Raw genomic sequence first — 15,530 nt, forward strand, 5'->3', positions numbered from 1 at the left:
GCACAACAGGTGAGGCGCGTGTTCGTCCCGGTCCCATTTCGCAGGTTTGTTATTAGTTCGGGTTTCGCATGGGTTTGGGCCTCGTTACCGACGACCGCTCATGCGAAGAGGGGCGGCACTATACCTAGGAGAGTGCCGTCCGTCTGCACAGTTGTGGTGCAAGCGATGACGAGAAGCCTTTGAAACACCTGACATTTTTGCGCCAGGCTTGTGTAGGCGTGAGCCAGCTCGCGATGCAGACACTGCGGTATTTCAGTGACACCGCGTTATCGTTCATCGCGAGCAGGCTCACTCCTACAGAAGACGGTTGTTCTTTCAAAAGTTAAAAAAAAGGGCCTGGGGAAATATCCCCAAGCCCTCAAAAGGTGAGAGGTGTCTAGTCCCTCGACCTGGTGAGCGGTGCTACAAGTAACGCGTCCGTTCAGGCTTTAAGCGGAACCAGACGCGGAGCAATCATGTTTTCCGGGCGCAGGATGTCGGCGAGCATGGCGTCGTCGAGCAAACCTTCTTCGCGCACCAGTTCCAGCACGCCGCGGCCGCTTTCGAGGGCGATACGGGCGATGCGGGTGGCGTTTTCATAGCCGATGTACGGGTTCAGTGCGGTGACCAGGCCGATCGAGTGCTCGACCAGTTCGCGGCAACGCTCTTCGTTCGCGGTGATGCCGGTGATGCAGTGCTCGCGCAGCATGTCCATGGCGCGTTGCAGCAGACGGATCGAGTCGAAGATCTTGAACGCGATCAGCGGCTCCATCACGTTCAGTTGCAACTGGCCGCCTTCGGCCGCGATGGTCAGCGCCAGGTCGTTACCGATGATCTGGAATGCCACCTGGTTAACGGCTTCCGGAATAACCGGGTTGACCTTGCCTGGCATGATCGAGCTGCCTGGCTGACGCGCTGGCAGGTTGATTTCGTTGATGCCGGTGCGTGGGCCGCTGGACAGCAGGCGCAGGTCGTTGCAGATCTTCGACAGTTTGACCGCGGTACGCTTGAGCATGCCGGAGAACAGTACGAAGGCGCCCATGTCGGACGTGGCTTCGATCAGGTCGGCGGCCGGAACCAGCGGTTGACCGCTGATCAGGGCCAGGCGCTGAACGGCCAGGTGCTGGTAACGCGGGTCGGCGTTGATGCCGGTACCGATCGCCGTACCACCCAGGTTCACTTCGGTCAGCAGCTCGGGTGCCAGTGTTTTCAGACGCGCCAGGTCTTCGCCCAGGGTCGTGGCGAAGGCACGGAATTCCTGGCCCAGGGTCATCGGCACGGCGTCTTGCAGCTGGGTACGACCCATCTTCAGGACGTGGCTGAATTCTTCACCTTTGGCGGCGAACGACTGGATCAGGCTGTCGAGGCTGGCCAGCAACGCGTCGTGACCCAGCAGCAGACCCAGGCGGATCGCCGTCGGGTAGGCGTCGTTGGTCGACTGCGCCATGTTCACGTCGTTGTTCGGGTGCAGGTATTGGTATTCGCCTTTCTGGTGACCCATGGCCTCCAGTGCGATGTTGGCGATGACTTCGTTGGCATTCATGTTGGTCGAAGTGCCAGCGCCGCCTTGAATCATGTCCACCACGAACTCTTCGTGGAAATCGCCGCGGATCAAACGTGCACAGGCTTCGCTGATGGCAGCGTGCTTGGCTTCGCTCAGGTGACCCAGTTCGCGGTTGGCGTCAGCGGCGGCCTGTTTGACCATCGCCAGACCGACAACCAGCTTCGGGTAATGCGAAATCGGAACGCCCGAGAGGCGGAAGTTATTCACCGCTCGCAGGGTCTGGATGCCGTAATACGCTTGCGCAGGTACTTCGAGTACGCCAAGCAGGTCTTTTTCTGTGCGGAAAGATGCAGCGGAGGACATGATAGAAATCATCTCGATATGGACCCGGTCTGTGCCGGAACACTGCAAATGCTAGGCTTGTGGAGAATTTTCGGCCAATGCTGTTAAACACTGGCCTATGCACATTCGGCATAATGCCCATGTGACGCCGCGTCTGTGGCGAGCGTGTGACCTAAATTGGTGCGTGTCCGGGAGGGCGTGATGAATCTGGAAAGTAAATGGCTTGAGGACTTCAGCGCCCTGGCCGCCACTCGCAGCTTCTCCCAGGCTGCCGAACGACGCTTCGTGACGCAACCGGCGTTCAGCCGGCGGATCCGCAGCCTTGAAGCCGCGCTGGGGTTGCAACTGGTCAATCGCTCGCGCACGCCTATCGAGCTGACGGCGGCGGGGCAATTGTTTCTGGTGACGGCGCGGACCGTGGTCGAACAGCTGGGCGAAGTACTGCGCCATCTTCATCACCTCGAAGGCGGGCAGGGCGAAGTCATGCAAGTCGCCGCCGCTCACTCATTGGCGCTGGGCTTCTTTCCGCGCTGGATCGCGCAGTTGCGTAACGAAGGTTTGAACATCGCGACGCGTCTGGTCGCGACCAACGTCGGCGACGCGGTGCATGCCCTGCGTGAAGGCGGTTGCGATTTGATGCTGGCGTTCTACGACCCGGATGCGGCGTTGCAGATGGACCCGGAAATCTTCCCTTCGCTGCACCTCGGCCATACCGAAATGCTCCCGGTGTGCGCGGCGGATGCGGACGGCAAGCCGTTGTTCGATCTGGAAGGCGAGGGCAGCGTGCCTTTGCTCGCCTACAGCGCTGGCGCGTTTCTCGGTCGTTCGGTGAACATGCTGTTGCGCCAGCGGGCGCTGCGCTTCACCACTATTTATGAAACCGCCATGGCCGACAGCCTGAAAAGCATGGCGCTGGAAGGCTTGGGGATTGCCTGGGTGCCACAACTCAGTGTGCGCGCCGAACTGGCTCGGGGTGAGCTGGTGGTGTGTGGTGGCCCGCAATGGCATGTGCCGCTGGAAATTCGCCTGTACCGCTGCGCACTGGTGCGCAAGGCCAACGTGCGATTGCTGTGGCGCAAGCTCGAAGGCGGCGCCGCGCAAGGCACTTGAACACACCGACGCTCCCACAAGGGATTTGTGGTGTAGTTGGCTGACTCGCAAGTCAATAAAACCGGCCCTTTGCGCCGTATGACAGATGGTCGTTTCGGGGGCTGTTTATCTGTGTCATTACGGTATACTGCGCGGCCTTCGGCCGGTTCGCCCGGCCATAATTCGTACAATCAAGCCACGCATCCTGCGTGGCTTGTTGTTTTTTGACGCGCCTGCGGGCGCCCAGAGAGAAGAGGCACGACGATGAGTGCACTGGTTGGCGTGATCATGGGCTCCAAGTCCGATTGGTCCACCCTTAGCCACACCGCCGATATGCTGGAAAAGCTCGGCATCCCTTACGAGGTGAAAGTGGTCTCTGCCCACCGCACCCCGGACCTGCTGTTCCAGTACGCCGAAGAGGCTGAGGCCCGTGGCATTGAGGTGATTATCGCCGGTGCCGGTGGCGCAGCCCATTTGCCAGGCATGTGTGCGGCCAAGACCCACCTGCCGGTGCTGGGCGTGCCGGTGCAGTCGGCGATGCTGTCCGGCGTCGATTCGCTGCTGTCCATCGTGCAGATGCCGGCCGGCATCCCGGTTGCGACCCTGGCCATCGGCAAGGCTGGCGCGATCAATGCCGCGCTGCTGTCGGCGAGCATCCTGGGCGCCAAGCACCCGCAGTTCCACGAAGTGCTGAAAACTTTCCGTGCTGAGCAGACAGACAGCGTCCTGGACAATCCAGACCCACGCATCGCCTGAGGTTGTTGACGATGAAGATCGGTGTAATCGGTGGCGGCCAGTTGGGTCGCATGTTGGCGCTGGCGGGCACCCCGCTGGGTATGAACTTCGCTTTCCTGGACCCCGCGCCGGATGCTTGCGCAGCCGCGTTGGGCGAACACCTGCGGGCCGATTACGGCGATCAGGATCACCTGCGTCAGCTCGCCGATGAAGTCGATCTGGTGACCTTCGAGTTCGAAAGCGTCCCGGCCGAAACCGTGGCGTTCCTCTCGCAATTCGTGCCGGTCTACCCGAGCGCCGAAGCCCTGCGCATTGCCCGTGATCGCTGGTTCGAGAAGAGCATGTTCAAGGACCTGGGGATTCCGACCCCGGCGTTCGCCGACATCCAGTCGCAAGCCGATCTGGACGCCGCCGTGGCTTCGATCGGTCTGCCGGCCGTGCTGAAAACCCGCACCCTGGGTTACGACGGCAAGGGCCAGAAAGTCCTGCGCAAACCGGAAGACGTGGTCGGCACCTTCGCCGAGCTGGGCAGCGTTGCTTGCCTGCTGGAAGGCTTCGTGCCGTTCACTGGCGAAGTGTCGCTGATCGCCGTGCGCGCTCGCGATGGCGAAACCCGCTTCTATCCACTGGTTCACAACACCCACGACAGCGGCATCCTCAAGCTGTCCGTGGCCAGCACCGATCACCCGCTGCAAGCCCTGGCGGAAGACTATTCCAGCCGCGTGCTCAAGCAGCTGGAGTATGTCGGCGTGATGGCGTTCGAATTCTTTGAAGTCGACGGGGGTCTCAAGGCCAACGAAATCGCCCCGCGCGTACACAACTCCGGGCACTGGACCACCGAAGGCGCCGAGTGCAGCCAATTCGAAAACCACCTGCGCGCCGTTGCCGGTCTGCCGCTGGGTTCGACGGCCAAAATCGGTGAGAGCGCGATGCTCAACTTCATCGGCGTTGTACCGCCGGTGGAGAAGGTGATCGCGATTGCCGATTGCCATCTGCACCACTACGGCAAGGCGTTCAAGGCCGGTCGCAAGGTTGGTCACGCCAACCTGCGCTGTGCAGACCGCGAGACACTGGCGGCACAGATCCTCAAGGTCGAAGCGCTCATCGCCGAATAAGATAGTTTCATGTGGCCGCGGCGGAACCATTCTGGGGCCGCCGTTCTCTCATGGCAGGATGCCAAAGTCTGACTAGGCTTTCGCATAACCAACCAATCAGAGGGAAATGCCATGGGAATTATCGGAACCATCTTTATCGGCTTGATCGTTGGCCTGCTGGCTCGGTTCCTGAAACCGGGCGATGACAGCATGGGCTGGATCATGACCATCCTGCTCGGTATCGGCGGTTCGCTGGCGGCCACTTACGGCGGCCAGGCTCTGGGCATCTACCACGCGGGCGAAGGCGCTGGTTTCATCGGTGCGCTGGTTGGCGCGGTGGTGTTGCTGGTGATCTACGGTTTGATCAAAAAGAACTGATCCAAAGCGACAAAGCCCCCTCTGCGCCGCACGCAGAGAGGGCTAGAATGCTCGGCGACTTATCGCCTCTCCCTTTACCGAGCACCTCAATGCGCCGTCTTCTGTTGACTCTCCTTTTTCTGGGCAGTGGTTTGGCCCATGCCGGCGAACTGCCGGAAACCGACTGGCTGGAACTGATGCCCAAGTCGGACCAGAAAGCCCTCGAAGCCATGCCAGAAATCGACCACAACTCCCCTGAAGGCGATGGCACCTTTACTGCGAAAGGTGGCATGAAGCAGAGCAAAGGCTTGCCGGCGGTGATGTATTCGACCAAGACCGTGCCGTCGATGAACGACAAGAACATCCGCATCGGGGGTTACCCGGTGCCGCTTGAGTCCGACGCCAAGGGCCGCAGCACGCTGTTCTTCCTCGTGCCTTACCCGGGCGCCTGCATCCACGTGCCGCCACCGCCGCCGAACCAGTTGGTGCTGGTGCGTTATCCGAAGGGGTTGAAGCTGGATGACATCTATACACCACTGTGGGTAACCGGCACGTTGAAGATCGAGAAGGTCAACAACGACCTGGCTGATGCGGCGTATGCGCTGGATGCGGCGAAGGTGCGGGTAGTAAAAGAATCGGATCTGTAGGTGATCAAAATGTAGGAGTGAGCCTGCTCGCGATGGCGGTGTAACAGTCAACATTGATGTTGGATGTTATGGCTTCCAAGCTCGCTCCCACATTGTTTTGCAGTGTTAGAGGGATTTGCTGGCGATGCTTACGCCCAAGGTATGGCTGGCACCCGGTGCCAGTGTCACCACATCACCCATCACATTCGCCGTCTCGATGCACAGCATCCGCTGCCAGCCATCGTCGGCCATGTCGCTGAACGCTGCCGCACGCTCGATCCACGGGTTCCAGATCACCGCTGCGCGCGACCCGCTGCTGGTCAGCTCAATGCGTCGCTCCCACGCCGGATCGACAATGCTCAGCGTCGTCGGGGGATCGAGGTAAATGCGATCAGTCTCGCCGGTAAACTGCAGGTCACCAGACTGAGTGACGGTTTTCCAGTCATCCAGCGTCTCGATGTAGCTCAAGCCATCCAGCCCTTCAACCTGCACGTTGCGTACATCGCTGACCGCGAAATAACTGTGCAGCGCCTGGCTGAGGGTGACGGTATCCGTGCCCTGGTTATGGCTGGTCAGGCTGATGTGTAGTTGCTCATCCAGACGAATGCTCAGCTTCAAATCCACCTGATGCGGCCACTGCGCAAAGCCACCTTCAGGGTAGGGCAGGACAAATTCCACCTTGAGGCTTTCGCCTTCGGCCTCAATGCCGCCCAACTCCCAATCCATTGCCCGGACAAAACCGTGGGCGCTCGGCGCTTCATGGCTGACGCGCATCGCCTGAACGCTCTGCGGGTTGCGTGCAAGGTTGCCGAACCACGGCCAGCACACCGGCACGCCGGCGCGGATGCTCTTGCCGGTCTTGAACACGGCCTCATCGTTGAGCCAGATCAGCGGCGGTTGGCCGGCCAGTTGATAACTGAGGATGTGCGCGCCTTGCTGGGCGACCAGCAATTCAGCCTGACCGTGGCGGATGCGCCAGCAGTTCAGTTCATCCAGTTTCACGGCTTCAACGTTGGGCGTGTTCATGGGACAACTCTCGATCGGGAACAATGACTGCAATGGACCGCAAAACCGCCTCAGCGTTTAACGCGCGCGGGGCGGAACCGAGCGAGTACGGCCGCTGCCGTCGATGGCGACGAACACAAACACCGCTTCAGTCACTTTACGCCACTCGCTGGACAGCGGATCGTCGCTCCAGACCTCGACCATCATCTTGATCGAGCTGCGGCCGATTTCCAGGGCCTGGGTATAAAAGGAGAGCTGGGCGCCCACCGCCACTGGAACCAGGAACGCCATGCGATCAATCGCAACGGTGGCAACACGCCCGCCAGCAACCTTGCTGGCCATGGCGGTGCCGGCCAAATCCATCTGCGCCACCAGCCAGCCGCCGAAAATATCGCCGAAGCCGTTGGTTTCGCGAGGAAGCGCGGTGATTTGCAGGGCCAGATCGCCTTGCGGGATTGGATCTTCTTGTTCGAGCTCTATCATGCCGGGGGTGCCTCTGACCCGTGACTCTTCGTTGGTACTTCAGGTGAATAGCCGCTTTCAAGAAAAACGATTCAGCCCCGAACATACTACGTTCGTCACGTTTTTCGTAAGGCGCCTAAAGGGAAACTCTGCGAAATCGACTGGTAGAGCCAGCAGCGTCTTCGCACAGCAACCCTTTCAAACTGTTGCAAGATCCCGAGTATATCGGTCGGTAGACTCCGAGACGACCGCCGGGTTCTCATTTTGACCGTCAAAAACGCACCTCTATGTGCTTTTTCGAACAATTTGTTATGGTGCCGGACCTGCCCAAGCCTCCGCCAGCGTTGTTGAGGTTGCAGATTCGACTATAAGAGAAGCCCTTGCCATGACCACAGCGCCCTCGAGCATCGCGCAGCCGACTCAACCCGCACGTCCCTTGACCCGCAACGACTACAAGACTCTATCGCTGTCTGCCCTGGGCGGTGCGTTGGAGTTCTACGACTTCATCATCTTCGTGTTCTTCGCCACGGTGGTGGGCAAACTGTTCTTCCCGGCGGACATGCCCGAGTGGCTGCGGCTGATGCAGACCTTCGGCATTTTCGCTGCCGGCTACCTGGCGCGCCCGTTGGGCGGCATCGTCATGGCGCACTTCGGCGACCTGCTGGGACGCAAGAAGATGTTCACCCTGAGCATCTTCATGATGGCGGTACCGACCCTGATCATGGGTTTGCTGCCGACTTATGCGCAGATTGGCATGTGGGCACCGATCCTCTTGCTGCTGATGCGGGTGATTCAAGGCGCAGCGATTGGCGGTGAAGTGCCCGGCGCGTGGGTCTTCGTTTCCGAACACGTGCCGCAACGGCATATCGGCTACGCCTGCGGCACCCTGACCAGCGGTCTGACGGCAGGCATTCTGCTGGGCTCGCTGGTCGCCACGGCGATCAACAGCATCTACACCCCCGTGGAAGTCTCGGATTACGCCTGGCGGATCCCGTTCCTGCTCGGTGGTGTGTTCGGCCTGTTCTCGGTGTACCTGCGCCGCTGGCTGCACGAAACCCCGGTGTTCGCCGAACTGCAACTGCGCAAGGCCCTGGCTGAAGAAGTGCCGCTACGCGCCGTACTGCGTGACCATCGCGGGGCGATCCTGATTTCCATGCTGCTGACCTGGCTGCTGTCCGCCGGCATCATCGTGGTCATCCTGATGACCCCGACCGTGTTGCAGACCGTTTACCACTTCTCGCCGACCACGGCGTTGCAGGCCAACAGCCTGGCGATTGTGTTCCTCAGCCTGGGCTGTGTGGCGTCCGGTGCGCTGGCCGATCGCTTTGGTGCCGGGCGGGTGTTCGTGTTTGGCAGCGCCGCGTTGCTGATCAGCTCGTGGACGTTCTATCACAGCCTGTTCAATCACCCGGACTGGCTGTTTCCGATGTATGCCTTGACCGGTTTGCTGGTGGGCACCATCGGCGCGGTGCCGTACGTGATGGTGAAGGCCTTCCCGGCGGTGGTGCGGTTCAGCGGGTTGTCGTTCTCGTACAACCTGGCCTACGCGATTTTCGGTGGTTTGACGCCGATGGTGGTGACGTTGCTGCTGAAGGAGAGCCCGATGGGGCCTGCCTATTATGTGGCGATCATTTGCGGGGTCGGGATTGTGGTGGGTGGGTATCTCTGGAAGAAGGGGCGCTAACCGTCGCCATCAAGGCTTTCGCCAGCGCGAAAGCCTTGCCTCACACTCGCCTGACGGTAAACGTGCTCCGCGCATAAGCATGTCCTCCAAAGCATCCGCAGCCTGCTGCAATCCAACAACCTGGCAGTCAACCATCAGGTCCAGCAGCCAAAGTGCACCGTGTACCTGTAGCCCATCCTTTTGTGCCTGCTTTCTAAGTTTGCCGTCCCCCGTCAATAACGGTCGACCTGTTTGCTGAGCCAGTAGATAGCAGGAAACGTCTGCCAGAGAACTGTTGTTATGTTCGATTTTCAGACTGAACAGCCGTGCCACTTCCGGACCCTCGAATGATTCGACAATTAACCCGTGGGCTAGCAATTCGTCGTGCGGAAAATCTTCGAGCTCGTGCAGTACGAAATCTGTGCAGCAAAGAGTGAAGGCAGTCTGAACATCTGTTCCAGCAGCCCTGCATTCCTGAAATCGATCCAGATATTCGTATCGCTGATGTAGATCGGAGTCATGCACTCTCCAGTGAGCCCAGGAAGTTGGGATCTAAAGCGCTCACTGGTTTGCGTAGAAGTTCAGCTGCACGGGATTTGGTGATCAATCCTTCGGCCAATCCCCAAAACACCAACGACTCAAAACGTTGTGGAGGTTTGCACGGCAATGGCTCTGGCTCGGCCTTGCGCCAGCCGTTCGAGCTGAATTGAATGGTGAGGGATTTGTAACCGCCGTCGCTGAGAAGATTTAAATCCTTGAGGCGCCGCAGTGCTGCGTGCATCGAAATTCCATATTGGCGCTTGGCGATGAGCAGTTCCCGGGGATGAACCCTGGAGCGAGGGTGGTTACCAAAGTCACTGGTGACACCTTTGGCCGGATAGAGGAAGGCCCCCGCGAAACGATGGCAGCAGTTTTCCTTTTCTCTTTCGGGCATTTCTTCGGGTAACTGCATGACCCAATGACCCAGCTCATGGGCAGCGGTGAAGCGTATGCGTTCGCCAGGACGCTCGGCGTTGAGCGCGATCAGGACATGACGACCGTCACCGGTAGCGGCGCAGGCCCCATCAAAGTCATCTGGCCCCATGAGCATGGCTACCTTGATGCTGTGCTCTTCCAATTGCTCGGTAAGGTTGGAGATGGGATCACTGCCGATCTTCCAGAACTCACGCAGTTGTTCGGCCGCGCGTTCAGCTTCCTCTATAGAGGAAACCGGTAGCATTTGCGCTGGGGTGGCCGGAGTATGGATGTCTGCCGGGTCGAAGCAATCCTCCAGAGCGATGTAGCGCTCGAGATGCTCACGAATCTGTTCTCGTGGTTGACAAGGCTGTCTTCTAGTTATGATTTGTCAACCTGCGCTGCAAGGCTGGATGTATCCGGCACTCGAATGCTGGCCTTTCATCCAATTGTCATATTTCAGCCATAGAGTGTTCACACGGCCTGCTGATACTTGGCCCCGACTTAACACACCCTATCTGCTAGGAGTAAGGCATGAAACTGAAGCGTTTGATGGCGGCAATGACTTTTGTCGCTGCTGGCGTTGCGACTGCCAACGCGGTTGCCGCTGTTGACCCTGCTATCCCGAGCTACACCAAGACCACTGGTGTGTCGGGCAACCTGTCCAGCGTCGGCTCCGATACCCTGGCCAACCTCATGACCCTCTGGGCTGAGAACTACAAAAAAGAATACCCGAACGTCAACATCCAGATTCAGGCCGCGGGCTCCGCCACCGCGCCACCTGCGCTGACTGAAGGTACCTCTAACCTGGGCCCGATGAGCCGCAAGATGAAGGACACCGAACTGGCTGCCTTCGAACAGAAGTACGGCTACAAGCCAACCGCTATCCCGGTTGCCGTGGACGCCCTGGCTGTCTTCGTTCACAAAGACAACCCGATCCAGCACCTGACCATGGAACAAGTCGACGCGATCTTCTCGTCCACTCGTCTGTGCGGCGCTAAAACCGACGTCAAAACCTGGGGCGACCTGGGCGTGACCGGCGACCTGGCCAACAAGCCGGTTCAACTGTTCGGTCGTAACTCGGTATCCGGCACCTACGGCTACTTCAAAGAAGAAGCCCTGTGCAAAGGCGACTACAAGCCAAACGTGAACGAACAACCTGGCTCGGCTTCGGTCGTGCAGTCGATCAGCTCCTCGCTGAACGGCATCGGTTACTCGGGCATCGGCTACAAAACGGCTTCCGTGAAGACAGTGGCTCTGGCCAAGAAGGGCAGCACTGAGTTCATCGAAGACAGCGAAGAAAACGCACTGAACGGCAAATACCCGCTGTCGCGTTTCCTCTACGTTTACGTCAACAAAGCCCCGAACAAGCCTCTGGCCCCGCTGGAAGCCGAGTTCGTGAAACTGGTTCTGTCCAAACAGGGCCAGGAAGTTGTAGTGAAAGACGGTTACATCCCACTGCCAGCCAAAGTCGCAGCCAAAGCACTGGCTGACCTGGGTCTGTCGGAAGGCGGCGCTGAAGTCGCAAAAAAGTAACAAATTGATTCGAGGTTAACCTCGGATCCTGTGGGAGCGTGGCTTGCCCGCGATGGCCGTAACCCGGTCTCCCGGCAAGCCAGGGCTCTTGCTCCCACACCCCCAAATTTCCGGTCCTCTGCCAGTTCCCGCTGGCGGCGGACTTGTTGCGTCACTGCATTGTCATCTTTCTGTCATACAGGATCGCTAGGGTGTGCGCATGAATGATCTGGCCAATTCCACCATGACTACGAATCCCCCCAAGCGAATTGATTTCAATACGCCTGAGCTGCAACGCAAGCGCCGCATTCGCGCGCTCAAAGATCGCCTGACCCGTTGGTACGTCCTTGTTGGCGGCCTCGCTGTCCTCGGCGCGATCACGCTGATTTTCTTCTTCCTTGCCTACGTCGTCGCGCCCCTGTTCCAGGGTGCCAACCTGACCGCCAAGGACGCCATCACGCCCGCCTGGATGCAAGACGCCGGCAAGCCGTTGATGATCTCCCTCGAAGAACAGAACCAGGTCGCCATGCGGGTTTCCGACAAGGGCCAGGCGCTGTTCTTTGATATCGACAGTGGCGCTGAACTCAAGCGATTCGATCTGCCGTTGCCCGCCGGTGTCAGCGTGACCTCCATCGGTGAAGACCAACCGGGCCATCCATTGGTGGCTGTGGGTCTGTCCAACGGTCAGGCACTGGTGTTCCGTCACACCTATAAAGTCAGCTACCCGGACGGCAAGAAAACCATCTCGCCGGCCATCGAATACCCGTATGGCCAGACGCCGATTGCCCTGAACGAAGCGGGCGGCGCGCTGGAGCACATCAGCCTCAACGCCAACGATTCGACGCTGATGCTGGTCGGCGCAACCGGTTCGCAACTCAATGTTTTGTCGCTGACCAGCGAAGAAAACATGATGACCGGTGAAGTCACCAACGAGCAGAAGCGTATCGACCTGCCGCAGATGACCGAGGCGGTGAAGAACATCTTCGTCGACCCGCGTCAGCAGTGGCTGTACGTGATCAACGGGCGTGCTCAGGCCGACGTGTTCAGTCTGCGCGACAAGAGCCTCAACGGTCGCTACAAACTGCTTGAAGACGGCGAAGCGCAAATCACTGCCAGTACCCAACTGGTGGGCGGTATCTCGCTGATCCTCGGCGACTCCAAAGGTGGTCTGGCCCAGTGGTTCATGGCGCGCGACCCCGACGGCGAGCTGCGCCTGAAGCAGATTCGTACGTTCCAGATGGGCACCACGCCAATTGTTGAAATCAGCGCTGAAGAACGTCGCAAAGGCTTCGTCGCCCTCGACGCCTCCGGCAAACTCGGCGTGTTCCACAGCACTGCTCACCGCACCTTGCTGGTGGATCAGGTCGTGGAAGGCCAGGGCCTGTTCGGTCTGTCGCCACGCGCCAACCGCATCATTGTCGAAGCGGGCGGCAAGATTCAGCCGCTGCTGCTGGACAACCCGCACCCGGAAGTGTCCTGGAGCGCGTTGTGGAGCAAGGTCTGGTACGAGAACTACGACGAGCCTAAATACGTCTGGCAATCGACCGCCGCCAACACTGACTTCGAACCGAAGATGAGCTTGTCTCCGCTGACCTTCGGTACCTTGAAGGCCGCCTTCTACGCCATGCTGCTGGCGGCACCGCTGGCCGTCGCTGCGGCGATCTACACCGCGTACTTCATGGCCCCGAGCCTGCGCCGCAAGGTCAAGCCGGTGATCGAACTGATGGAAGCGATGCCGACGGTGATCCTCGGTTTCTTCGCCGGCCTGTTCCTCGCTCCGTATGTAGAAGGGCATTTGCCGGGCATCTTCAGCCTGCTGATGCTCCTGCCGATCGGCATCCTGGTCGCCGGTTTCACCTTCAGTCGCCTGCCTGAGTCGATCCGCCTGAAAGTGCCGGACGGCTGGGAAAGCGCGATCCTGATCCCGGTGATCCTGTTTGTAGGCTGGCTCTCGCTGTACATGAGCCCGTACATGGAAACCTGGTTCTTCGGCGGCGACATGCGCATGTGGATCTCCCACGACCTGGGCATCACCTACGATCAGCGCAACGCACTGGTCGTCGGCCTGGCCATGGGCTTCGCGGTCATCCCGAACATCTACTCCATCGCCGAAGACGCCGTGTTCAGCGTACCTCGTGGCTTGACCCTCGGCTCCCTGGCCCTCGGCGCCACGCCGTGGCAGACCATGACCCGCGTGGTGATCCTCACCGCCAGCCCGGGCATCTTCTCGGCACTGATGATCGGCATGGGCCGTGCGGTCGGTGAAACCATGATCGTGTTGATGGCCACCGGTAACACCCCGGTCATGGAAATGAACCTGTTCGAAGGCCTGCGCACCCTGGCGGCCAACGTTGCGGTGGAAATGCCCGAATCGGAAGTCGGCGGCAGCCACTACCGCGTGCTGTTCCTCTCGGCGCTGGTGCTGCTGTTGTTCACCTTCATCATGAACACCCTCGCAGAACTGATTCGTCAGCGTCTGCGCAAGAAATACTCGTCGCTTTAAGAAAGGTAGAAGTCTGTGAAACAGAACTCCCTGAATGGATGGTTCAAGAGCGGCGCCCCGGGCGTCTGGATCAGCGGTGGCGCGGTGTCCATCGCGGTCATCATGACCATTGGCCTGCTGGCCGTGATTGCCGTGCGCGGCCTGGGTCACTTCTGGCCGGCGGATTTGATTCACGCCAGCTACGACGTGCCGGGCCAGGCCAATCACCTGGTCATCGGCGAAGTGGTACAGAAGGAAGAAGTGCCGCGTGAGCGCCTGAAAAGCGCTGGCCTGCCGGTACCCGATCAAGGCCCGGAGTTCATGACCCGCGAGCTGATCAAAGTCGGTAACCGTGACTTGAACGGCAACGACTTCACCTGGATCGTCGGCGAGTGGCTGACCAACCAGAAAAACCCGCCTGAGCTGATGACCATCGAGCGTCGCGAGTGGGGCAACTTCTACGGCTACCTGGTCAACCTCAAACAGGACGGCAAAGTCATCGCTGAAGGCGAAGCGGCCTGGCCGGAACTGCAGGCGCGTGTTGATCGCGTGAACAAGCTCGCGGCACAGCTCAAGACCCTGGAAAAGGTCGACATCGGCGCCATCAACTCGGGTCTGGAACGCATTCGTCTGCACGGTCGCAAACTGGAACTGGCCGGCAAACTCGACGCCGCCGCGCAAGCGGACATGGATGCCGAGCGCGCCGAGCTGAATGCACGTTATCAAGACATCGAAGCCCGTCTGAATGACCTGCACGCCCAGTTCAACCGCGACAGCCTCACGGCCCGCGATGCGAACGGCAAGGAAGTCGAAATCAGCATCGGCAAGGTGGTTCACGCTTACCAGCCGAACGCCATGGGCACGATGACCAAGGTCGGTTTCTACTTCAGCAAGGTCTGGGAATTCCTGTCCGACGACCCGCGTGAAGCGAATACCGAGGGCGGGATTTTCCCGGCGATTTTCGGCACCGTGATGATGACGTTGATCATGGCGATGATCGTGACGCCATTCGGCGTGCTGGCAGCGGTTTACCTGCGTGAATACGCCAAGCAGAACACGTTGACCCGGATTATCCGCATCGCGGTGAACAACCTGGCGGGCGTACCGGCCATTGTTTACGGCGTGTTCGGTCTGGGGTTCTTCGTTTATGTACTGGGCGGCTCGGTTGACCGGTTGTTCTTCCCTGAAGCCTTGCCGGCACCGACCTTCGGTACACCGGGTCTGCTCTGGGCCTCGCTGACCCTGGCACTGCTGGCCGTACCGGTGGTGATCGTGGCCACCGAAGAAGGCCTGGCGCGGATTCCTCGCACCGTGCGTGAAGGCTCGTTGGCCCTCGGCGCGACCAAGGCAGAAACCTTGTGGAAGATCGTGCTGCCGATGGCCAGCCCCGCGATGATGACCGGCATGATCCTCGCCGTGGCGCGTGCCGCCGGTGAAGTGGCGCCGCTGATGCTGGTGGGTGTGGTGAAACTGGCGCCGTCGCTGCCGCTGGATGGCAACTACCCGTACCTTCACCTTGACCAGAAGATCATGCACCTGGGCTTCCATATTTATGACGTCGGCTTCCAGAGCCCGAACGTCGAAGCCGCGCGGCCGCTGGTATACGCCACGGCACTGCTGCTGGTACTGGTGATCGCCACGCTGAACCTGTCGGCCGTCTACATCCGGAACCACCTGCGCGAGAAATACAAAGCGCTGGATAGCTAAGTTAATTGGTCGCCGC

The 15,530-nt window shown here is 59.7% G+C and carries 14 protein-coding genes; 9 read left to right on the forward strand and 5 right to left on the reverse strand.

The window, feature by feature from the left end:
* Nucleotides 1–421: 421 nt before the first annotated feature.
* The gene (gene aspA, locus AB4N43_RS16975; RefSeq protein ID WP_027926288.1) at nt 422–1,846 is read right to left on the reverse strand and encodes an aspartate ammonia-lyase; all 1,425 of its coding nucleotides are present in this window, start codon (nt 1,844–1,846) and stop codon (nt 422–424) included.
* A gap of 180 nt (nt 1,847–2,026) precedes the next feature.
* On the opposite strand from aspA, the gene AB4N43_RS16980 reads away from it, so the two are divergent.
* The 5 genes from AB4N43_RS16980 (at nt 2,027) to AB4N43_RS17000 (ending at nt 5,747) form a co-directional block, all read left to right on the forward strand.
* On the forward strand, nt 2,027–2,935 hold the full coding sequence (locus AB4N43_RS16980; protein ID WP_027926289.1) for a LysR substrate-binding domain-containing protein: 909 nt from the start codon (nt 2,027–2,029) through the stop codon (nt 2,933–2,935).
* Between the two features lie 243 nt (nt 2,936–3,178).
* On the forward strand, nt 3,179–3,670 hold the full coding sequence (gene purE, locus AB4N43_RS16985) for a 5-(carboxyamino)imidazole ribonucleotide mutase (RefSeq protein ID WP_008030713.1): 492 nt from the start codon (nt 3,179–3,181) through the stop codon (nt 3,668–3,670).
* Nucleotides 3,671–3,681: 11 nt separating this feature from the next.
* Nucleotides 3,682–4,764 carry a 5-(carboxyamino)imidazole ribonucleotide synthase gene (locus AB4N43_RS16990; protein ID WP_027926290.1) on the forward strand — a complete coding sequence of 361 codons (1,083 nt, stop codon included), beginning with the start codon at nt 3,682–3,684 and terminating at the stop codon, nt 4,762–4,764.
* A gap of 111 nt (nt 4,765–4,875) precedes the next feature.
* Nucleotides 4,876–5,121 (forward strand): GlsB/YeaQ/YmgE family stress response membrane protein, encoded by a 246-nt coding sequence (locus AB4N43_RS16995; protein ID WP_027926291.1) that lies wholly within the window; start codon nt 4,876–4,878, stop codon nt 5,119–5,121.
* A gap of 89 nt (nt 5,122–5,210) precedes the next feature.
* Complete coding sequence (locus AB4N43_RS17000) at nt 5,211–5,747, forward strand: DUF3299 domain-containing protein (RefSeq protein ID WP_059181930.1); 537 nt, start codon at nt 5,211–5,213, stop codon at nt 5,745–5,747.
* Between the two features lie 105 nt (nt 5,748–5,852).
* On the opposite strand, the gene AB4N43_RS17005 is transcribed toward AB4N43_RS17000, so the two are convergent.
* Both AB4N43_RS17005 and AB4N43_RS17010 read right to left on the reverse strand, forming a co-directional pair.
* Entirely contained in the window at nt 5,853–6,752 is a 900-nt protein-coding gene (locus tag AB4N43_RS17005) for a D-hexose-6-phosphate mutarotase (protein WP_027926293.1), read from the reverse strand.
* A gap of 57 nt (nt 6,753–6,809) precedes the next feature.
* Nucleotides 6,810–7,214, reverse strand: a complete 405-nt coding sequence (locus AB4N43_RS17010) for an acyl-CoA thioesterase (RefSeq protein ID WP_007942704.1) — start codon at nt 7,212–7,214, stop codon at nt 6,810–6,812.
* Nucleotides 7,215–7,578: 364 nt separating this feature from the next.
* On the opposite strand from AB4N43_RS17010, the gene AB4N43_RS17015 reads away from it, so the two are divergent.
* Nucleotides 7,579–8,877 carry an MFS transporter gene (locus tag AB4N43_RS17015; RefSeq protein WP_027926294.1) on the forward strand — a complete coding sequence of 433 codons (1,299 nt, stop codon included), beginning with the start codon at nt 7,579–7,581 and terminating at the stop codon, nt 8,875–8,877.
* Nucleotides 8,878–8,886: 9 nt separating this feature from the next.
* Here the strand turns inward: AB4N43_RS17015 and AB4N43_RS17020 are convergent, their stop codons facing one another.
* Both AB4N43_RS17020 and AB4N43_RS17025 read right to left on the reverse strand, forming a co-directional pair.
* Nucleotides 8,887–9,381 (reverse strand): PIN domain-containing protein, encoded by a 495-nt coding sequence (locus AB4N43_RS17020; protein WP_460151745.1) that lies wholly within the window; start codon nt 9,379–9,381, stop codon nt 8,887–8,889.
* Nucleotides 9,374–10,075: an ImmA/IrrE family metallo-endopeptidase gene (locus tag AB4N43_RS17025; RefSeq protein ID WP_460151746.1), complete on the reverse strand. Its 702-nt coding sequence runs from the start codon at nt 10,073–10,075 to the stop codon at nt 9,374–9,376. Before AB4N43_RS17025 ends, AB4N43_RS17020 begins: the two co-directional genes overlap by 8 nt.
* Before the next feature lie 269 nt (nt 10,076–10,344).
* Here AB4N43_RS17025 and AB4N43_RS17030 point away from each other — a divergent pair, with 269 nt between their 5' ends.
* The 3 genes from AB4N43_RS17030 to pstA all read left to right on the forward strand — a co-directional run bounded on the left by AB4N43_RS17030 (nt 10,345) and on the right by pstA (nt 15,514).
* Nucleotides 10,345–11,346, forward strand: coding sequence for a phosphate ABC transporter substrate-binding protein PstS (locus AB4N43_RS17030; RefSeq protein ID WP_027926297.1), 1,002 nt, complete (start codon nt 10,345–10,347; stop codon nt 11,344–11,346).
* 199 nt (nt 11,347–11,545) lie between these two features.
* Entirely contained in the window at nt 11,546–13,828 is a 2,283-nt protein-coding gene (locus AB4N43_RS17035; protein ID WP_027926298.1) for an ABC transporter permease subunit, read from the forward strand.
* A 15-nt stretch (nt 13,829–13,843) separates the two neighbouring features.
* Nucleotides 13,844–15,514: a phosphate ABC transporter permease PstA gene (pstA, locus tag AB4N43_RS17040; protein ID WP_059181934.1), complete on the forward strand. Its 1,671-nt coding sequence runs from the start codon at nt 13,844–13,846 to the stop codon at nt 15,512–15,514.
* The last annotated feature ends 16 nt before the right edge of the window (nt 15,515–15,530 follow it).

It is taken from the genome of Pseudomonas sp. S2_B07, from assembly GCF_054668435.1.